19 protein-coding genes are annotated in these 19797 nt (G+C 62.6%); 12 read left to right on the top strand and 7 right to left on the bottom strand.

The window, feature by feature from the left end:
* The first annotated feature begins 125 nt into the window (after nt 1–125).
* Nucleotides 126–938 (top strand): tRNA cyclic N6-threonylcarbamoyladenosine(37) synthase TcdA, encoded by an 813-nt coding sequence (gene tcdA / locus G7026_RS13010; protein WP_181071343.1) that lies wholly within the window; start codon nt 126–128, stop codon nt 936–938.
* Between the two features lie 68 nt (nt 939–1006).
* Here the strand turns inward: tcdA and G7026_RS13005 are convergent, their stop codons facing one another.
* From G7026_RS13005 to G7026_RS12990, 4 genes are all read right to left on the bottom strand, one after another.
* On the bottom strand, nt 1007–1417 hold the full coding sequence (locus tag G7026_RS13005) for a SufE family protein (RefSeq protein ID WP_181071342.1): 411 nt from the start codon (nt 1415–1417) through the stop codon (nt 1007–1009).
* Nucleotides 1414–2619 carry an aminotransferase class V-fold PLP-dependent enzyme gene (locus tag G7026_RS13000; protein ID WP_181071341.1) on the bottom strand — a complete coding sequence of 402 codons (1206 nt, stop codon included), beginning with the start codon at nt 2617–2619 and terminating at the stop codon, nt 1414–1416. The genes G7026_RS13005 and G7026_RS13000 overlap by 4 nt, the downstream gene beginning before the upstream one ends.
* A 74-nt stretch (nt 2620–2693) precedes the next feature.
* Entirely contained in the window at nt 2694–3728 is a 1035-nt protein-coding gene (dapD, locus tag G7026_RS12995) for a 2,3,4,5-tetrahydropyridine-2,6-dicarboxylate N-succinyltransferase (RefSeq protein ID WP_181071340.1), read from the bottom strand.
* A 48-nt stretch (nt 3729–3776) separates the two neighbouring features.
* The gene (locus G7026_RS12990) at nt 3777–4148 is read right to left on the bottom strand and encodes an ArsC family reductase (RefSeq protein ID WP_181071339.1); all 372 of its coding nucleotides are present in this window, start codon (nt 4146–4148) and stop codon (nt 3777–3779) included.
* A 146-nt stretch (nt 4149–4294) separates the two neighbouring features.
* On the opposite strand from G7026_RS12990, the gene G7026_RS12985 reads away from it, so the two are divergent.
* Both G7026_RS12985 and G7026_RS12980 read left to right on the top strand, forming a co-directional pair.
* Nucleotides 4295–4540 carry a hypothetical protein gene (locus tag G7026_RS12985; protein WP_181071338.1) on the top strand — a complete coding sequence of 82 codons (246 nt, stop codon included), beginning with the start codon at nt 4295–4297 and terminating at the stop codon, nt 4538–4540.
* Nucleotides 4541–4581: 41 nt separating this feature from the next.
* Entirely contained in the window at nt 4582–4722 is a 141-nt protein-coding gene (locus G7026_RS12980; RefSeq protein WP_181071337.1) for a hypothetical protein, read from the top strand.
* A 36-nt stretch (nt 4723–4758) separates the two neighbouring features.
* Here G7026_RS12980 and dapC read toward each other — a convergent pair whose 3' ends face one another.
* From dapC to map, 3 genes are all read right to left on the bottom strand, one after another.
* Complete coding sequence (dapC, locus tag G7026_RS12975) at nt 4759–5955, bottom strand: succinyldiaminopimelate transaminase (RefSeq protein WP_181071336.1); 1197 nt, start codon at nt 5953–5955, stop codon at nt 4759–4761.
* Nucleotides 5956–6017: 62 nt separating this feature from the next.
* Nucleotides 6018–8720 carry a [protein-PII] uridylyltransferase gene (locus tag G7026_RS12970; RefSeq protein ID WP_181071335.1) on the bottom strand — a complete coding sequence of 901 codons (2703 nt, stop codon included), beginning with the start codon at nt 8718–8720 and terminating at the stop codon, nt 6018–6020.
* Between the two features lie 42 nt (nt 8721–8762).
* On the bottom strand, nt 8763–9545 hold the full coding sequence (gene map / locus G7026_RS12965) for a type I methionyl aminopeptidase (protein WP_181071334.1): 783 nt from the start codon (nt 9543–9545) through the stop codon (nt 8763–8765).
* Nucleotides 9546–9847: 302 nt separating this feature from the next.
* On the opposite strand from map, the gene rpsB reads away from it, so the two are divergent.
* From rpsB to bamA, 9 genes are all read left to right on the top strand, one after another.
* Nucleotides 9848–10588, top strand: coding sequence for a 30S ribosomal protein S2 (rpsB, locus tag G7026_RS12960; protein WP_181071333.1), 741 nt, complete (start codon nt 9848–9850; stop codon nt 10586–10588).
* A 126-nt stretch (nt 10589–10714) separates the two neighbouring features.
* The gene (gene tsf, locus G7026_RS12955) at nt 10715–11584 is read left to right on the top strand and encodes a translation elongation factor Ts (protein ID WP_181071332.1); all 870 of its coding nucleotides are present in this window, start codon (nt 10715–10717) and stop codon (nt 11582–11584) included.
* Between the two features lie 184 nt (nt 11585–11768).
* A complete protein-coding gene (gene pyrH, locus G7026_RS12950) occupies nt 11769–12512 on the top strand; it encodes a UMP kinase (protein ID WP_181071331.1) in 744 nt (247 codons plus the stop codon).
* Nucleotides 12509–13066, top strand: coding sequence for a ribosome recycling factor (gene frr / locus G7026_RS12945; protein ID WP_181071330.1), 558 nt, complete (start codon nt 12509–12511; stop codon nt 13064–13066). The genes pyrH and frr overlap by 4 nt, the downstream gene beginning before the upstream one ends.
* 167 nt (nt 13067–13233) lie before the next feature.
* Nucleotides 13234–13995: a polyprenyl diphosphate synthase gene (gene uppS, locus G7026_RS12940; RefSeq protein WP_181071329.1), complete on the top strand. Its 762-nt coding sequence runs from the start codon at nt 13234–13236 to the stop codon at nt 13993–13995.
* Entirely contained in the window at nt 13989–14804 is an 816-nt protein-coding gene (locus G7026_RS12935) for a phosphatidate cytidylyltransferase (protein ID WP_181071328.1), read from the top strand. The genes uppS and G7026_RS12935 overlap by 7 nt, the downstream gene beginning before the upstream one ends.
* Nucleotides 14805–14812: 8 nt before the next feature.
* Nucleotides 14813–15991, top strand: a complete 1179-nt coding sequence (gene ispC / locus G7026_RS12930) for a 1-deoxy-D-xylulose-5-phosphate reductoisomerase (RefSeq protein ID WP_181071516.1) — start codon at nt 14813–14815, stop codon at nt 15989–15991.
* A 13-nt stretch (nt 15992–16004) separates the two neighbouring features.
* On the top strand, nt 16005–17357 hold the full coding sequence (gene rseP, locus G7026_RS12925) for an RIP metalloprotease RseP (protein WP_181071327.1): 1353 nt from the start codon (nt 16005–16007) through the stop codon (nt 17355–17357).
* 67 nt (nt 17358–17424) lie between these two features.
* Nucleotides 17425–19776, top strand: a complete 2352-nt coding sequence (bamA, locus tag G7026_RS12920; protein ID WP_181071326.1) for an outer membrane protein assembly factor BamA — start codon at nt 17425–17427, stop codon at nt 19774–19776.
* Nucleotides 19777–19797 lie beyond the last annotated feature (21 nt).

Raw genomic sequence — 19797 nt, 5'->3', positions numbered from 1 at the left:
GACAAAGAGCGCCATTTTAAAGCAATGCCGATCATTTGACCCGCGCCGGGCTGCGCCTCGCCTGTCTCCCCGTTTGGGTGCAGGGACGGGTTTCGATAAACTGCGCCGATAGCGGAGGGCAGCCAGTGGACAGACAAGACGAGCGTTTCGGCGGCATCGGCCGGTTGTATGGCAGCGAGGGGCTCGAGCGCCTGATGGCGGCTCACGTCGCGGTGGTGGGCATCGGCGGGGTGGGTTCCTGGGCGGCCGAGGCATTGGCGCGCAGTGGCGTCGGCGAAATTTCCCTGTTCGACCTGGACGATGTATGCGTGACCAACACCAACCGCCAGGTCCATGCGCTGGAGGGAATGGTCGGCCGGCCCAAGGTCGAGGTGATGGCCGAGCGGCTGCGGGCCATCAGCCCGCGCTGCACTGTCCATGCGATAGCGGACTTCGTCACCCGTGACACCATGGATCAGTACATCACCGAAGAGATGGACTGCGTCATCGACTGCATCGACAGCGTTCCGGCCAAGGCGGCGCTGATCGCCTGGTGCAAGCGGCGCAAGATCCAGATCATCGCCACCGGCGGGGCGGGTGGGCAAATCGACCCGACGCAAATCCAGGTCGCCGACCTGAACAAAACCTTCAACGATCCGCTCGCCGCCAAGGTGCGCTCCATGCTGCGCCGCGATTACAACTTCTCGCGTACGCCGGGCCGGCACTACAGCGTGCCCTGCGTCTTTTCCACCGAGCAGCTGCGCTATCCGAAGCCCGATGGCGGCGTCTGCCAGTCGAAAAGCTTCGTGGGCGAGGGCGTCAAGCTCGACTGCGCCGGCGGCTTCGGGGCGTCGATGATGGTAACCGCGAGCTTCGGCATGGTGGCCGCCGCCCGTGCGGTGGACAAGCTGGTCGCCGGTGCGCGACGACCTGCGGAGCGGTCTGCCGGCAAGCGCTGAATCAGGGTGCCGGCGGGGCAGAGATAGATGGCGAAACCATGCCGCTGCTGGCGCGGCCTAACGGTTGGTCAGCCTTGCTCGGACAACGCGCGCATACGACGCAGCACCGCCATCAGGCCGTTACTGCGCGAGGGGGACAGTTGCCGCGCGAGGCCGAGATCGGTGAACCACTGAGTGAGGTCGAGGGTGGCGAGTTCTTCGGCGCTGAGTCCGTTGACGCGTTCGATCAACAGTGTCAGCAGGCCACGCAGCAGGCGAGCCTCGCTGGCCGCGCGGTAGTACCAGAGGCCGTCCTGTTGCGTGCCGGTCAGCCAGACCTGGCTTTCGCAACCCTGAACGCGATTGGCTTCGTTACGCTCGCTGTCGTCCAGCGGCTCGAGGCGCTCGCCCCACTGCATCAGCAGGCGCGCGCGTTGCTCCCAGCCACCCGCAGCGGCGAACCGCTGCATGGCTTCGGCGGCCGCGGCGGGCAAGGTCATCCGAGTATCTCCCGCGCCGCGTCCAGTGCGGCGAAGAAGCGGTCCAAATCGCTGCCATCGTTGTACAGCGCCAGCGACACCCGTATCGCGCCACCGAGTTCGAGACTCTGGTACAGGGGCATCGCGCAATGCTGCCCGGCGCGAACGGCGATGCCCTGCTCGCCGAGCAGGTTCGCCAGGTCGGCATTGTGCACGCCCTCGACGACGAAGCTGGCGAGCGCTGCCTGCGGCTCGCCCAGCAGCCGTACGCCGGTGCGCTGACGCAGCCCCTGGCACAGCCTATCAAGCAGTGCGCTTTCGTGGCGGCGAACGGCCTCGGCGTCTAGACCGCCCAGATAGCCGAGCGTGGCGCCCAGGCCGATCACGGCGCCAATCGCGGGGGTTCCGGCTTCCAGGCCCATCGGCGGCGCATGGAAATCGGCGTCCTCCAGGCGGGCGTGGCGAACCATCTCGCCGCCGAACTGCCAGTGCTCGAGCATCCGCAAGCGGTCCCGGCGCCCGTAGAGCACGCCCAGGCCTTCCGGCCCGTAGAGCTTGTGGCTGGAGAACACATAGAAATCGCAGCCGAGCGCCTGCACGTCGTGGCGTCCGTGGACGATCCCCTGGGCGCCATCGACCACGGTGATCGCACCCACACTTCGGGCCAGAGCGATCAGTTCGGTGAGCGGTTGCCAGGTACCCAGCACATTGGAGAGCTGGCTGATTGCGAGCAGCCGTGTGCGTGGGCCGATCAGCCCGGAAGCGACCTGCAGGTCCACCCGGCCTTGCGCATCGATCGGCAGGACCACCAGCCGCAGCCCCTTGCGCCGCGCGAGCTGCTGCCAGGGCAGCAGGTTGGCATGGTGTTCGAGTGCGCTGATGACGAGCTCGTCGCCGCTCTGGAACTGCGCCTCCAGGCCATACGCCAGCAGGTTGAACGCCTCGGTGGCGCCATGGGTAAAGACGATTTCGTCGTCTGCGGAGGCGTTGAGCCAGCGCGCGGTGGTTTCGCGTGTCGCTTCGAACGCGCGGGTGGCACGTTCGGAGGGCAGGTGCTGGGCCCGGTGCACGTTCGCCGCGCCGCTGCGGAAGTAGCCGTACACCCGGTCCATCAAGGCTTGCGGCTTCTGCGCCGTGGCGGCGCTGTCGAGGTAGGTCTGGCCTTCGGCTTCGAGCACGGAGATCGCCGGGAAGTCGGCTCGCCAGGGGGACGTGAGGGCCATAGGCTGAAAGCTCGAGCGGCAAGCTGAAGCGGCGCTGGAGGCGGCTTACGGCTTGCAGCCCGTCGCTGCTCCTGTCAGTTGTGCGCGTGGAGCGCCTCGTTGAGCTCGATAGCGGATTTGTGAGTCTTGCATTCGACCGCGCCGCTTTGCGAGTTGCGGCGGAACAGCAGGTCGGTCTGACCGGCCAGTTCACGTGCCTTCACTACCTTGACCAATGCGTTCTGCTCGTCGAGCAGGTTCACCTTGGTGCCGGCGGTGATGTAGAGGCCGGCTTCCACGGTGTTGCGGTCACCGAGCGGGATGCCGATACCGGCGTTGGCGCCGATCAGGCAGCCTTCGCCCACCGAGATGACGATGTTGCCGCCGCCGGACAGGGTGCCCATGGTGGAGCAGCCGCCGCCCAGGTCGGAGCCCTTGCCAACGAAGACGCCGGCCGAGACGCGGCCTTCGATCATCCCCGGGCCTTCGGTGCCGGCGTTGAAGTTGACGAAACCCTCGTGCATGACGGTTGTGCCTTCTCCGATGTAGGCGCCCAGGCGCACGCGCGCGCTATCGGCCAGGCGCACACCGGCCGGCACCACGTAATCGGTCATCTTGGGGAACTTGTCTACCGAGAACACTTCCAGCAGCTCGCCTTTCAGGCGTGCTTCGAGCTGACGTTCGCCCAGCTCGGCCAGGTCGATCGCGCCTTCGCTGGTCCACGCCACGTTGGGCAGCAGCGGGAAAATACCGGCGAGGTTCAGGCCGTGGGGCTTGACCAGTCGGTGCGACAACAGGTGCAGCTTGAGGTAGGCCTCGGGCGTGGAGGTCAATGCGGCATCTTCCGCGAGGAAGGTCGCCACCAGCGGGCGCTGGCTCTCAGCCAAACGGGTCAGCAACGCGCATTGCGCAGGGTCGACCAACTTGACGGCGTCGGCCAGCTGCGAAGCCTGGGAGGTGGTCAGGCTGATTGCCTGGTTGCCACCGCTGTAACCGAGCAGATTGGCGACCGCGTCGACCAGTTCACCGGCTGGACGCAGCAGCGGCTGCGCATAGAAGACTTCCAGCCAGTTGCCCTGACGGTTCTGGGTGCCGACGCCAAACGCCAGGCTGAAGAGAGTAGTGGACATTACGGTTCCTTCTGGTCAGTCGCGCCCGGCGTGGGGCGCATGTCGGGTTCAGGTGCGCGCCGGCAGCGCGGCGGCGTAGAGGTCGGGCTTGAAGCCGACCAGGGTGCGGTCGCCCAGGTCGAGCACCGGGCGCTTGATCATCGAGGGCTGCGCGAGCATCAGTTCGATGGCCTTGTTCTGGTCGAGGTCGGCCTTCTGCGCGTCGTCGAGCTTGCGAAAGGTCGTACCCGCGCGGTTCAGCACGGTCTGCCAGCCGTGCTCGTCGCACCAGGCCTGCAGGTGCGCACGGTCGATGCCGACGCTCTTGTAATCGTGAAAGGCGTACTCGACACACTGCTCATCGAGCCAGGTGCGGGCCTTTTTCATGGTGTCGCACGCCTTGATGCCGAATAGGCGCACCAGCGGCTTGTCGTTGGGCATGACGGTTCTCCGTGACCTCTGCCAATACCGGGTCGGCGATTATGCCACGTTGCATCGATGATGCACCGTTGCCGCCGGTGCTTGCGTTCGACCTTTTGCCGTCCGCGTCTGTCCATTGAAGACATTCGCAACGATGGAGCAGCACCATGGCGCGCAAGCATTTCGAGAAGTTCGAGGCAGTTTCTTCGGCGGTTCCGGCCGACGACGCCTTCGAGGCGGTCATCGCCGTGAAACGTCGTGATACGGATGACCCTGCGCGAGTCTTTACCGTTGCCAACGGCCAGCGCTACGACCTCGCTTCGGAAGCGGACGTCGCGGCCGAGGCGGCGCTGACCAAGGTGATCGAGGTCGACGAGGAGGGTGAACTGATCTGGGAAGAAAACGCGATCTGAGGCTACGAGCCGCGCATCCGCAGAGATAAGAGGAGAGCATCATGAGCGAGCAGAACGACACCGACCGCGAGCGGCAGGATGATCGGCAGCCGCGCAGCGATATCCCGGAGCACATGAAGCCGGAAAATCTGGAAAAGCTGCGCGACTACGGCAAGGACAAGATTCCGCCAGGCGTGGCCTGAAGTCGAGGCGCCGGGCTGTTCGCCCGGCGCCATGTGTCAGCGGCTCTGCAGGTAGTTACGGATCCGCTGCGCTGCCTCGACGCAGTCGGCGAGCGGCGCGACCAGCGCCATGCGCACCCGTCCGGCGCCCGGATTGAAACCATCCACCTCACGAGACAGGTACGAGCCCGGAACCACTGTGACGTGCTGTTGCGCGAAGAGGTCGCGGGCGAAGGTCTGGTCGTCGATCGGCGTCTTCGGCCAGAGATAGAACCCTCCGTCGGGGCGTCCGACTTCCAGCACGGGCTGGAGAATGTCCAGCACCGCGTCGAACTTTTCCCGGTACAGGTCGCGATTGGCGCGCACGTGGACCTCGTCGTTCCACGCGGCGATGCTAGCCAGCTGCGTCTGCACAGGCATCGCACAGCCGTGGTAGGTGCGGTAGAGCAGAAAGGCTTTTAGAAGCTGCGCGTCTCCCGCGACGAAGCCCGAGCGCAAGCCCGGCAGATTGGAGCGCTTGGACAGGCTGTGGAACACCACACAGCGTTTGAAATCGGTGCGTCCGAGTTCTGCGCAGGCGGTCAGCAGGCCGGGAGGCGGCGTCTGTTCGTCGAAATACAGCTCGCTGTAGCACTCGTCGGCGGCGATGACGAAGTCGTACTGGTCCGCCAGCGCGATGAGTTTCTTCAGGGTTGCGAGCGGTACGAGGGCGCCAGTGGGGTTGCCTGGCGAGCAGAGAAAGAGGATCTGGCTGCGCGCCCAGATCTCGGGAGCGACGGCATCGAAATCGGGGTTGAAGCCGTTTTCCGCCAGGCACGGCAGGTAATGCGGGGTGGCGCCGGCCAGCAGCGCCGCGCCTTCATAGATCTGATAGAAGGGGTTGGGACTGACCACCAGGCCCTCAACGCCCCGCTGTACGACGGTCTGGGTGAAGGAGAACAGGGCCTCGCGGGTGCCGTTGACCGGCAGGACCTGGCTGGCCGGGTCGAGCGTACCGGCCGCGACCGAGAAACGCCGTTCGCACCAGCGCGCGATGGCTTCACGCAGCGCCGGAATACCTTGGGTAGTGGGGTAGACGGCCAATTGATCGAGATTGGCCGTCAAGGCTTCGCCAACGAAGGCGGGCGAGGGGTGTTTAGGTTCACCAATGGAGAGGGCGATCGGTGTTTTGCCGGCGTCCGGCTGAACGCCAGCCAGCAGGGCGCGAAGTCTCTCGAATGGGTAAGGCTGTAGAGCGTTGAGGGCGTCGTTCATGTCAGGTTCTATCTAGTGGTTGCCGCCTGGCGACAATTCCTGGTTCGTTGGGTGAGCGAGGCTCAGATCGCGAAGCTGCTTGGAGACGGTTGCTGCGCATTTTCCTGGGTCAGTTGCTCGATCAGTGCCTGCTGCAGCCTCGCGCATAGCGCCGGGTCCGAGAGCGGCTGGGCGTGGGCATCGGTGATGAAGAACACGTCTTCGACGCGCTCGCCGAGGGTGGCGATCTTGGCGTTCTGCACCGAGATGTCGAAATCGAGGAACAGCTGCCCGATGCGCGCCAGCAGGCCGGGACGGTCCGGCGCGATGATCTCGAGTACCGTCAACGGACGCTGCGCGTCGTTGTGGATGTTCACCTGCGGCGCGAAGGAGAAGTGCTTGAGCTGGCGCGGCACACGGCGCTGGATGATGGTCAGGTAGTCCTCCGGCTTGCGCAGAGCTTCGACCAGCCCCTGGCGGATCTCCTCGACACGTTCGGCGTTGTTGCCGATGGGAATGCCGTCGGCATCCAGCACCACGTAGGTGTCGAGGGTGAACTGGCTGGTGGAGGTGATGATCCGGGCATCGTAGATGTTCAGGTTGAGCTGATCCATCGCCGCTACGGTTACCGCGAAGAAGTCATGCTGGTCCGCGGCGTAGATGAATATCTGGGTGCCGCCTTCGAAGTCGCGCTGGGTGGTTTCGCGAATCAATACCAGCGGCCCGCCATCGCTGGGGTGCTCGATGATCGCTTCGGTGTGCCAGGCGACATCGGTGGCGGTATGGCGCAGGAAGTAGTCGTCGCCCAGCTGGGCCCAGAGCTGTTCCGCATCGTCGGGATCGGTGCCGTTGCGCACCAGGTCATCCAGCGCGGCACGCTGGGTCTGGCGGATCTGCTCCTCGCGGCCCAGCGGGTTTTCCAGGCCGCGTCTGAGGGCGCGCTTGGTCTCGGTATACAGCTGACGCAGGAGGCTGGCACGCCAGGAGTTCCACAGGCTCGGATTGGTGGCGTTGATGTCCGCCACCGTGAGCACGTAGAGGTAGTCCAGGTGCGTCTCGTCGCCGACCAGTTGCGCGAAGTCGTTGATCACCTGCGGGTCGGAGAGATCCTTGCGTTGCGCCGTGGTGGATAGGCAGAGGTGGTTCTGCACCAGCCAGACCACCAGCCGCGTGTCCCATGCGGGTAGCTGGTGGCGAGTGCAGAACAGCTCGGCATCGACGGCCCCGAGATCGGAGTGATCGCCGCCGCGGCCCTTGCCGATATCGTGGTACAGGCCGGCCAGGTAGATCAGTTCAGGTTTGGGCAGGCGCTCGACCAGCTTGGCCGCCAGCGGGAACTTCTCCGCCACGCCGGGCTTGGTCAGCTTGCGTAGGTACTTGATGACGTTGAGCGTATGGGCATCGACGGTGTGGATATGGAACAGGTCGTGCTGCATCTGCCCGACGATATGGCCGAACTCGGGCAGGTAGCGCCCGAGGATGCCGTAGCGGTTCATCCGGCGCAGGTTGCGATGGATGCCTTCGCGGCATTTGAACAGCTCGATGAACAGGCTGGTGTTGCGGATATCGGCGCGAAAATCGTCGTCGATCAGGTGACGGTGATCGCGCAGCAGGCGAATGGTATTGGCGCGCACGCCCTTGATCTCGGGGTTCTGCGCCAGCAGCACGAATATCTCGAGGATGGCGAAGGGCGTGCGCTTGAAGACCGAAGCGCAGGTAGCCTCTATATAGCCGTCATGGAGCTGGAAACGGTTATTGAGCGCAACAGGGGCTGGGGAGTCGCCATCGCTCAGGATGACTTCCTCGAAGTGCTGGACGATCAGGTCGCTGAGCTCGGCGATGCTCATCACCACGCGGTAGTACTTCTGCATGAAGCGCTCGATGGCGAGCTTGCCATCGCTGTCTTCGTAACCGAACAGCGCAGCCAGACGCCGTTGGTGATCGAACAGCAGACGGTCTTCCGCACGTCCTGCGAGCATGTGCAGGGCGTAGCGGATTTTCCAGAGGAACTCCTGGGCGGAGGCGAGCAGCGCGTTTTCGCTTTCAGTCAGGAAGCCTTCGCCGACCATCGCCCGCAAGTTCAGTGTGCCGAACTGGCGGCGCGCTACCCAGAGGATCGTCTGGATATCGCGCAGCCCACCGGGCGACCCCTTCACGTTCGGCTCCAGGTTGTACTCGGTGTCGTTATATTTGGCGTGCCGTGCCAGTTGCTCGGCGCGCTTGGCGAGGAAAAACTCGCGGCTCGGCCACATTTCGTCGGTGCTGGTGACCTGCAGCATCTGCTGGCGCAGCCGCTCGGGGCCGGCGATGGTCCGGCTTTCCATCAGGTTGGTGATGACGGTCAGGTCGGCACGGGCCTGTTCGGCGCACTCGGCGATCGAGCGCACGCTTTGTCCGACCTCCAGGCCGATGTCCCACAGCAGGGTCAGGAAACCTTCGATGGGGTTGCGGAAGATTTCGTGATCACTGTCATCGAGCAGGATCAACAGATCGATATCGGAGAAGGGGTGCAGCTCGCCGCGACCGTATCCACCGACTGCCACGAGGGCGATGTCGGCGTCCTCGCTCCAGTCGAAGCGGCCCCAGGCCGCGCGCAGGATCTGGTCGACGAACCAGGCGCGGTCCTCGATCAGCGTGCGGATTTCCCGGCCACTGGAGAAGCGGCTGTCGAGCACCTCTCGGGCGTTGCGAATAGCCTTCTTGAAGGCAGGGATGGGGCTCGACTTCAGCGCCAGCTCTGCTTGGAACTGGCCATGATCGAACAGCTCTGAATCCACCTGAGGCATGGCGCCCTCCTTAATACTGCAACACCGAGCGGCCAGAACGGTTCAGGCCGAGGTGCGGGGGATGGTGTCGTCGCTGCGCAGGGTGAAGATCTCGTAACCGTTCGCGGTCACCAGGACGGTGTGCTCCCACTGCGCGGAAAGCTTGCGATCCTTGGTGATGGCCGTCCAGCCGTCGCCCAGCAGCCGGGTTTCCGGGCGGCCCTGGTTGATCATCGGTTCGATGGTGAAGGTCATGCCTTCCTTCAGTTCCAGGCCCGTGCCGGCGCGGCCGTAATGAAGCACCTGGGGCTCCTCGTGGAATACCTTGCCGATGCCGTGCCCGCAATACTCGCGTACCACCGAGAAGCCGTTCTTTTCTGCGTGCTTCTGGATGACCTCGCCGATGTCTCCCAGGCGAGCGCCGGGACGCACCAGCTCGATGCCCTTATAGAGGCATTCCTGAGTCACGCGGCTGAGCTTCTCGGCCCATTCGGGAACGGTGCCGACCAGGAACATCTTGCTGGTGTCGCCGTGGTAGCCGTCCTTGATGACGGTGATATCGATGTTCAGAACGTCGCCGTTCTTGAGTGGCTTGTCGCCCGGAATGCCATGGCAGACGACATGGTTGACCGAGGTGCAGATCGACTTGGGAAAGCCTTTATAGTTGAGCGGCGCGGGAATCGCGTTCTGCACGTTGACGATATGGTCGTGGCACAGCCGGTCGAGCTCTTCGGTCGTGACGCCTGGCTTCACGTGTTCGCCGATCATCTCGAGCACTTCGGCGGCCAGCCGGCCGGCGATGCGCATCTTTTCGATATCTTCGGGCGTCTTGATGCTAACGGTCATGCAAACCTCGTGGGCGCAGCTGGGCGCAAGGCAGAAACGGAAACGCCGATGATAAACCAAATAGGTCGACAGTCGAAAAAGCGGAAGGCCCGCTGGCGCGTTCGCCAGCTACCCTGAAGCAGCTTTTCGATCGTTCGCGCTATGGATCGAGCCTTCGAACTATGCTATAAAACGCGCCGCTCTGAAGGGCAGTCCCCGACGAGCATAACCCCACACACGTATCGACACGGTATCCTGGGTGCCCGCAAGGGTTGGATATCGGGATGCGTGGAGGCCTAACCCGACTTATCTGAGGAAGTCCCATGTCTCAAGTCACCATGCGCGATATGCTGAAGGCCGGTGTGCACTTCGGCCACCAGACCCGTTACTGGAACCCGAAAATGGACAAGTACATTTTCGGCGCGCGCAACAAGATCCATATCATCAACCTCGAGAAGACCCTGCCGATGTTCAACGAAGCCCTGAGCTTTGTTGAGAAGCTGGCTTCCGGGAAGAACAAGATCCTGTTCGTCGGCACCAAGCGCTCCGCTGGCAAGATCGTTCGCGAAGAAGCGGCCCGTTGCGGCTCGCCGTTCGTCGATCATCGCTGGCTCGGCGGCATGCTGACCAACTACAAGACCATCCGCGCTTCGATCAAGCGTCTGCGTGAGCTGGAAGTTCAGTCCCAGGACGGTACTTTCGCCAAGCTGACCAAGAAAGAAGCCCTGATGCGCACTCGCGATCTGGAAAAGCTCGATCGCAGCCTGGGCGGTATCAAGGACATGGGCGGCCTGCCTGACGCGATGTTCGTCGTCGACGTCGATCACGAGCGTATCGCCATCTCCGAAGCCAACAAGCTGGGCATCCCGGTTATCGGCATCGTCGATACCAACAGCAGCCCTGAAGGCGTCGACTACATCATCCCAGGTAACGACGACGCCATCCGCGCCGTTCAGCTTTACCTTGGTGCGATGGCTGACGCTGTCCTGCGTGGTCGTCAGAATGCTGGTGGCGGTTCCGACGAGTTCGTCGAAGAAGCTGCACCCGAGGCCGCCGAAGGCTGAGCGAGCGTCGTTGCATAGCTGATACCCGTTGAACAAAAAGGGGGCTAGGCCCCCTTTTTGCCACTTCCGAATTGATCATCCGCGTGGCGGATGAATGGTTTGAATACCTATCGAGAGGATTGCGACATGGCAGAAATTACTGCGGCCTTGGTTAAAGAACTGCGCGAGCGTACCGGCCAGGGCATGATGGACTGCAAGAAGGCACTGACTGCTGCCGGCGGCGACATCGAAAAAGCGATCGACGACATGCGTGCCGCTGGCGCGATCAAGGCGGCCAAGAAGGCCGGCAACATCGCTGCCGAAGGTTCCATCGCGGTCAAGGTTGCCGATGACAACAAGGCTGCCGTGATCATCGAAGTCAACTCCCAGACCGACTTCCTGGCCCTGCAAGACGACTTCAAGGCCTTCGTTGCCGACAGCCTGGACAAGGCATTCGCCCAGCAACTGACCGAAGCGGCTCCGCTGATCGCGGCGCAAGAACCGGCTCGTGAAGCGCTGGTCGCCAAATGCGGTGAGAACGTCAACATCCGTCGCCTGACTCGTGTTGAAGGCGAGGTCGTCGGTACCTACCTGCACGGTCACCGTATCGGTGTACTGGTCGTGCTCAAGGGTGGCGATGCCGACCTGGCCAAGGAAATCGCGATGCATGTTGCCGCGAGCAACCCGCAGTTCCTCAATCCGTCCGAGGTTTCCGAGGAAGCCGTCGAGCGCGAGAAGGGCGTCTTCCTTGCGCTGAACGAAGACAAGATCAAGGGCAAGCCAGCCGAAATCGTCGAGAAGATGGTCGGTGGCCGCATCCAGAAATTCCTGGCCGAAGCCAGTCTGGTCGAGCAGCCTTTCGTCAAGGATCCGGAAGTCAAGGTCGGTGACCTGGCGAAGAAGGCCGGCGCCGAGATCGTTTCCTTCGTTCGCTACGAAGTGGGCGAGGGCATCGAGCGCGCCGAGGTCGACTTCGCTGCCGAAGTAGCTGCCCAGGTAGCGGCTACCAAGCAGTAAGGCACGTTGCTGTAATGAAAGAGGCTGCCCGCTAACGCGCGCGGCCTCTTTGTCAAATGGGTGCAGGACTTTGTTTTTAGCGCCCTGTCACATGCGTCGTGGCACCAAAGCCGCTTCGCGCTGTCACACCGCAGATATTTTGCTTCAGCCTTCTTACATCGAAACGCCGCAGGAGAGACTCGCAATGGCTCAGCAGGTTAGTGGACGCAAACCTCGCTATAAAAGGATTCTGCTCAAGTTAAGCGGCGAAGCGCTGATGGGGTCCGAAGATTTCGGGATCGATCCCAAGGTGCTGGATCGAATGGCGCTGGAAGTTGGCCAGTTGGTTGGAATCGGCGTCCAGGTCGGCCTGGTGATTGGCGGTGGCAACCTGTTCCGTGGTGCGGCGCTCTCGGCAGCGGGCATGGATCGGGTCACCGGGGACCACATGGGTATGCTGGCCACCGTGATGAATGCTCTGGCCATGCGTGACGCGCTCGAGCGCTCCAATATTCCGGCACTGGTGATGTCCGCCATCTCTATGGTCGGGGTGACCGATCACTACGACCGCCGCAAGGCCATGCGCCATCTCAATACCGGCGAAGTGGTGATCTTCTCTGCGGGAACCGGTAACCCCTTCTTCACGACGGACTCGGCAGCGTGCCTGCGGGCTATCGAGATCCATGCCGATGTGGTGCTCAAGGCGACCAAGGTCGACGGCGTCTATACGGCCGACCCGTTCAAGGATCCGAATGCGGAGAAATTCGAGCGACTGACCTATGATGGCGTGCTCGATCGCAAGCTCGGCGTGATGGATCTGACAGCCATCTGCCTGTGCCGCGATCACAATATGCCGCTACGAGTTTTCAACATGAACAAGCCCGGCGCCCTGCTGAACATCGTGCTCGGTGGCGCCGAAGGAACACTGATCGAGGAGTCGAACGAATGATCAACGAGATCAAGAAGGACGCGCAGGAGCGCATGCAGAAGAGCCTGGAATCCCTCGGCCATGCTTTCGCCAAGATTCGCACCGGTCGGGCGCATCCGAGCATTCTCGACAGCGTCATGGTGTCCTACTACGGCAGCGATACTCCGCTGCGCCAGGTCGCCAACGTGACCGTCGAGGATTCTCGCACCCTCGCCCTGAGCGTGTTCGACAAGAGCATGATCCAGGCCGTCGAGAAGGCCATCATGACTGCCGATCTGGGCCTGAATCCGGCCACTGCGGGTACCACCATTCGCGTGCCGATGCCGGCTCTGACCGAGGAGACCCGAAAAGGCTACTCCAAGCAGGCGCGTGGCGAGGCGGAAAACGCGCGCGTAGCCGTACGCAATATTCGTCGCGACGCGCTCGCGCAGCTCAAGGACCTGGTCAAGGAAAAGGAAATCAGCGAAGACGAAGAGCGTCGTGCGCAGGACGATGTGCAGAAGCTCACCGATAAGTTCGTCGCCGAAATCGAGAAGTCGCTCGAAGCCAAAGAAGCCGATCTGATGGCCGTATAAGGCCCGGTTCGGCTATCGTCTGATGCGGGGTGCTGTCTCATTCCATGCGGGTCGCCGATTGGCCCGCCTTGGGCAGCCAGCATCCTTGTTGCGTCGGCTACGTGATGCGCAGGTCTGGGTTCATCCTTTATCGTTCGCCGCGCTTATAGCGCAAGTAGAGTCGTTTCATGGAAAAGGTCAGGCAGATTGCCGGGCGGAGCGTTCCCCGTCATGTCGCAATCATCATGGATGGCAACAATCGCTGGGCTAAAAGGCGTTTGTTGCCGGGAGTGGCTGGCCACAAGGCCGGGGTCGACGCGGTAAGAGCAGTGATCGAAGTGTGCGCGGAAGCGGGCGTCGAGGTGCTGACGCTGTTCGCCTTCTCCAGCGAGAACTGGCAGCGTCCGGCCGAAGAAGTGGGTGCGCTGATGGAGCTTTTCCTGTCGGCGTTGCGCCGCGAAGCGAGAAAGCTCAACGAGAATGGCATCAGCCTGAGGGTCATCGGCGATCGCTCGCGTTTTCATCCCGAATTGCAGGCTGCGATGGCTCAGGCCGAAGCCATGACCGCTGGCGCCAATCGCTTCGTCTTGCAGGTGGCGGCCAACTACGGCGGTCAGTGGGACATCGTGCAGGCCGCCCAGCAGCTGGCGCGCGAGGCCCAGGCCGGACGGCTGAATCCCGACGAAATCACGCCGGCTCTATTTCAAGGCCATCTTGCCACCGAGGGCGGCCCGCTTCCTGACTTGTGCATACGCACCGGAGGCGAACGCCGCATCAGTAATTTCCTGCTGTGGCAGATTGCCTATGCGGAGCTCTATTTTTCGGACCTCTACTGGCCCGATTTCAAACACGAGGCGATGCGCCAGGCGCTGGCGGACTACGCCACGCGTCAGCGTCGCTTCGGCAAGACCTGCGAGCAGGTCGAAAAAGAGGCTGGGGCTGAATGCTGAAACAGAGAATCATCACGGCGCTGATCCTGCTCCCCGTTGCGCTGATCGGTTTCTTTCTGCTGCATGGCGTCGCCTTCGCGTTGTTCATCGGGCTGGTGGTCACCCTGGGTGCCTGGGAATGGGCGCGCCTGGCTGGTTACGAGAGCCAGCCGGTGCGGGTGGGTTATGCCGTTACAGTGGCGATCCTGTTGGTGCTGGCGTATCAGGCCCCGGGGCTTGCGCCCTGGTTGCTCTGGGCCGGTGTGCTGTGGTGGCTGGCGGCAACCGCCCTGGTACTCACCTATCCCCGAAGCACGGGGTTATGGGGCGGTGCGCCGGGCAGTCTGTTGATCGGTCTGCTGATCCTGCTGCCGGCCTGGCAGGCGCTGGTCGTACTCAAGCAGTGGCCGCTGGGCAACTGGCTCATCGTGGCGGTGATGGTGCTCGTCTGGGCAGCAGATATCGGCGCCTATTTCTGTGGGCGCGCGCTGGGCAAGCGCAAGCTGGCTCCGCTGGTGAGTCCTGGCAAGAGCTGGGAAGGGCTGTTCGGCGGATTGGCGACCAGTCTCGTGATCACCTTGGGCGTCGGGCTTTATCGGGGCTGGGACGGACAGGCCATGATCCTGGCGCTGGTCGGGGCGGCGTTGGTCGTGCTGATCTCGGTGGTGGGCGATCTCACTGAAAGCATGTTCAAGCGCAAGTCTGGCATCAAGGACAGCAGTCAGTTATTGCCCGGCCACGGCGGCGTGATGGATCGCATCGACAGCCTTACCGCGGCGATCCCGGTTTTCGTCGTATTGCTCTGGCTCGCCCGCTGGGGTGCCTGGTGAGTCAGCTCATGAAGGTCACCGTGCTCGGAGCCACCGGTTCCATCGGACTCAGCACCCTGGATGTGATTGCTCGCCATCCGGAACGCTATCAGGCTTTCGCGCTCACGGCGTTCTCCCGTATCGACGAGCTGCGCGCACTCTGCCTTATCCATCGGCCGCGCTATGCGGTGGTCGCCGAGGAGGCCAGTGCACGTTGCCTGCAGCAGGATCTGCAGCAGGCGGGCCTGGGCACCCGCGTACTGGTCGGAGAGGGTGGGCTGTGTGAAGTGGCGGCGCATCCGGAAGCCGACGCCGTCATGGCGGCGATCGTCGGGGCCGCCGGGCTGCGGCCTACGTTGGCTGCGGTAAAGGCCGACAAGCGCGTCCTGCTGGCCAACAAGGAAGCGCTGGTGATGTCCGGCGCGCTGTTCATGCAGGCGCTGCGTGATAGCAACGCCATGCTGTTGCCGATCGACAGTGAGCACAACGCGATTTTCCAGTGCCTGCCCGCCGACTATGCTCGCGGGCTGGCCAGCGTTGGCGTTCGCCGGATCCTTCTGACTGCTTCCGGCGGTCCGTTTCGTGAGCTGGCGGCCGACCAGTTGCACGACGTATCGCCGGAGCAGGCCTGCGCTCACCCGAACTGGTCGATGGGGCGAAAGATCTCGGTCGATTCGGCGAGCATGATGAACAAGGGGCTTGAACTTATCGAGGCCTGCTGGCTGTTCGATGCCAGGCCCGAACAGGTCGAGGTGGTGATCCATCCGCAAAGCGTGATTCATTCGATGGTCGATTACATCGACGGTTCGGTGCTCGCCCAGCTCGGCAATCCCGACATGCGCACACCGATCGCCCATGCGCTGGCCTGGCCCGAGCGTATCCATTCCGATGTTTCGCCGCTCGACCTGCTGCGCATCGGTCATCTGGACTTCCAGGCCCCGGACGAGCAGCGTTTTCCCTGCCTGCGCCTGGCTCGCCTGGCCGCCCAGGCCTGCGGTACCGCACCCGCCATGCTCAATGCAGCGAACGAAGTGGCGGTCGATGCGTTTCTGTCGGGACGCATCCGCTTCACCGAGATCGCGAGTATCATCGACGACGTCCTCGGCCGCGAGGCCAGCGTGCCGGCGGCATGCCTGGAGGATGTGCTGGCCGCCGACGCGCAGGCGCGCGTGCTGGCTGGCCAATGGCTGAGTCGCTACGGGCAATAGCCCAGAGGAATCCATGAGCGCGCTTTACATGATCATCGGTACCCTGATTGCGCTGGGAGTACTGGTCACGTTTCACGAGTACGGACATTTCTGGGTGGCGCGCCGCTGTGGCGTCAAGGTGCTGCGCTTCTCGGTGGGCTTCGGTACACCGCTGGTTCGCTGGCATGACCGCCATGGAACCGAGTTCGTGATTGCTGCGATTCCGCTGGGTGGCTACGTCAAGATGCTCGACGAGCGCGAAGCGCCCGTGGCCGAGCACCAGCTCGATCAGGCCTTCAATCGCAAGCCAGTGCGCCAGCGCTTCGCCATCGTCTCGGCCGGCCCTCTGGCTAATTTTATCCTCGCTTTGCTGTTCTTCTGGCTGGTCGCAATGCTTGGCAGTCAGCAGGTCAGGCCGGTGATCGGGGCCGTCGAGCCGGACAGCCTGGCCGATCATGCTGGTTTGGTGGCGGGCCAGGAAATCGTTTCCGTCAACAATCAGGAGACCTCCGGTTGGGCTGCGGTGAACCTGCAGCTCGTGCGGCGGCTCGGGGAAAGCGGCACGCTGCAGCTTTCCGTGCGCGACGCGGGCAGTGACCAGCCGATCGCGCGGCAGATCGATTTGCGCGAGTGGCTCAAGGGCGTCGAAGAGCCCGATCCGATTGCATCGCTCGGTATCCGGCCGTGGCGTCCACAAGTCGCCCCGCTTATCTCGCAGTTGGATCCTGACGGCCCGGCGCAGGCGTCCGGCATTCGCATTGGCGATCGTCTGCTCAGTCTCGACGGACGGCCGCTGGGTGATTGGCAACAAGTCATCGATTCGGTGAAGGGCTTGGCAGGCGCGCGCGTTTCGTTCGAGGTCGAGCGCGACGGTCAACGCTTGTCGGTGCCGGTAACCTTGGCCGAGCGTGGTGAGGGAGACGGACGTCGTGGGTACCTTGGCGCGGGCGTAGAAGGCGGCGAGTGGCCGGCAGAGATGTTGCGTGAGGTGAGCTTCGGTCCGCTGGAAGCGGTAGCGGAAGGGGCCAAGAGGACCTGGACGATGAGCGTGCTGACGCTCGACTCGCTGCGCAAAATGCTGTTCGGTGAGCTCTCGGTAAAAAACTTGAGCGGCCCGATAACCATTGCTAAAGTGGCGGGCGCTTCTGCCCAGTCGGGATTCGGGGACTTCCTGAATTTCCTTGCCTATTTGAGTATTAGCTTGGGCGTGCTCAATCTATTGCCTATTCCGGTCCTCGATGGAGGACACCTGCTTTTTTATCTGATCGAGTGGGTACGTGGGCGGCCTCTGTCGGATCGGGTGCAGGGCTGGGGAGTGCAGATCGGTATCAGCCTGGTGATCGGGGTGATGCTGTTGGCTCTGGTCAACGACATCGGTCGACTGTGACGCCGGGTACCGTAATGCCGCGCTCTTGCGCCGGCTCTCTATCAGGTTCTGAACAAGAAAGGACTTCATGAAACGTCTGCTGCTACCTGCGGTGATTTCCGCATTGATGATCGCCGAAGTTCACGCCGAGTCCTTCACCATCTCCGATATCCGAGTCAATGGCCTGCAGCGGGTCTCGGCCGGCAGTGTGTTCGGTGCCTTGCCGCTGAACGTGGGCGATGCTGCAGACGATCGGCGCCTGGTAGAGGCGACCCGCGCACTGTTCAAGACCGGTTTCTTCCAGGACATTCAACTTGGTCGTGACGGCAACGTTCTGGTCATCACCGTCGTTGAGCGTCCCTCGATTTCCGGTATCGAGATCGAAGGTAACAAGGCGATCAAGACCGAAGATCTGATGACCGGCCTGCAGCAGTCCGGTCTTGCCGAAGGCGAAATTTTCCAGCAGGCCACGCTCGAAGGCGTGCGCAACGAGCTGCAGCGCCAGTACGTGGCGCAGGGGCGTTACTCGGCAAGTATCGACACGGAAGTCGTTCCGCAGCCACGTAACCGCGTCGCGCTGAAGATCAACATCAACGAAGGCACGGTTGCTGCGATCAAGCACATCAATGTGGTCGGCAACACGGTGTTCCCCGACGAAGATCTGGCTGACCTGTTCGAGCTCAAGACCAGCAACTGGCTCTCCTTCTTCCGTAACGACGACAAGTACGCTCGTGAGAAGCTTTCGGGTGACCTGGAACGTCTGCGTTCCTATTACCTGGACCGCGGCTACATCAACATGGACATCACCTCCACCCAGGTGTCCATCACCCCGGACAAGAAGGACGTCTACATCACCGTGAACATCGCCGAGGGCGAGCGTTACACGGTGCGCGACGTGCGCCTGAGCGGCGACCTCAAGGTTCCGCAGGAAGAAGTCGAGGCGCTGCTGCTGACGAAGAAGGGGCAGGTCTTCTCGCGCAAGGTAATGACCACCAGCTCCGAGCTCATCTCGCGTCGGTTGGGCAACGAGGGCTACACCTTCGCCAACGTCAACGGTATTCCCGAGGCGCACGACGAAGACCACACCGTGTCGATCACCTTTGCCGTCGATCCGGGCAAGCGGGCTTATGTGAATCGCATCAATTTCCGTGGCAACACCAAGACGGAAGACGAAGTGCTGCGCCGCGAGATGCGCCAGATGGAAGGCGGCTGGGCCTCGACCTATCTGATCGACCAGTCCAAGACCCGTCTCGAACGCCTGGGCTTCTTCAAGGAGGTCAATGTCGAAACCCCGCAGGTGCCCGGCACCGACGACCAGATCGACGTCAACTACAGCGTCGAGGAACAGCCCTCGGGCTCGATCATGGCGAGCATCGGTTTTGCGCAGAACGCCGGCCTGATTCTCGGTGGCTCGATCAGTCAGAACAACTTCCTGGGCACCGGCAATCGGGTGAGCCTGGGCCTGACTCGCAGCGAATACCAGACGCGCTACAACTTCGGCTTCGTCGATCCCTACTGGACCGAAGACGGCGTCAGCCTGGGCTACAACGCCTTCTATCGGACCACCGATTACGACGAGCTGGATTACAACATCTCCAGCTATGCGGTCGACAGTCTCGGTGCCGGCATCAACATTGGCTACCCGATCAGCGAAACCTCGCGCCTGACGTTCGGCCTGACGGTACAGCAGGACGAGATCGACACCGGTCTTTACACCGTTGACGAGATTTTCGATTTCCTCGAGCAGGAAGGCGACAAGTTCCTCAACTTCCGTGGCTCGATCGGCTGGTCGGAATCCACCCTGAACCGTGGCACTCTCGCTACGCGAGGCCACTCGCAGAGTCTCGTGTTCGAAAGCACGATTCCGGGGAGCGACCTGTCGTTCTACAAGCTCGACTACAACGGCCAGTTGTTCGTGCCGCTGACCGATTCCTACACGCTGCGCATGCACACGCAGTTGGGGTACGGAGAGAGCTTTGGCTCGACCTCTCGGCTGCCGTTCTATGAAAACTATTTTGCCGGTGGCTTCAACTCGGTTCGTGGCTTCAGGGACAGTACACTTGGCCCCCGCAGCACACCCAGTACTGGCTCCCGGCCGGGTACAGTCGTAGACCCGGATCAGGATCCGCTACCTTTCGGCGGCAACGTTCTCATCCAGGGTGGTCTGGAAGTACTCTTCCCAATGCCCTTCGTCAGGGATCAGCGTTCCCTGCGTACGTCGGTGTTCTGGGATGTCGGTAATGTATTCGACAGCAATTGCCCCTCCGGATCGCCCAACTGCACCGACATCGATCTTGGCGAAATGGCGAGCTCTGTCGGCGTGGGCCTGACCTGGATCACGGCACTTGGCCCGCTCAGCTTCAGTTTGGCCATGCCAATCGTGAAACCGGACAACGCCGAGACCCAGGTCTTCCAGTTCTCCCTTGGGCAAACCTTTTAACGATCTGCCGCCGTGTGGCGC

This window comes from Stutzerimonas azotifigens (assembly GCF_013522725.1).
Taxonomy (GTDB): Bacteria; Pseudomonadota; Gammaproteobacteria; order Pseudomonadales; family Pseudomonadaceae; genus Stutzerimonas; species Stutzerimonas azotifigens_A.
This window is presented reverse-complemented; position numbering and strand designations above follow the sequence as displayed.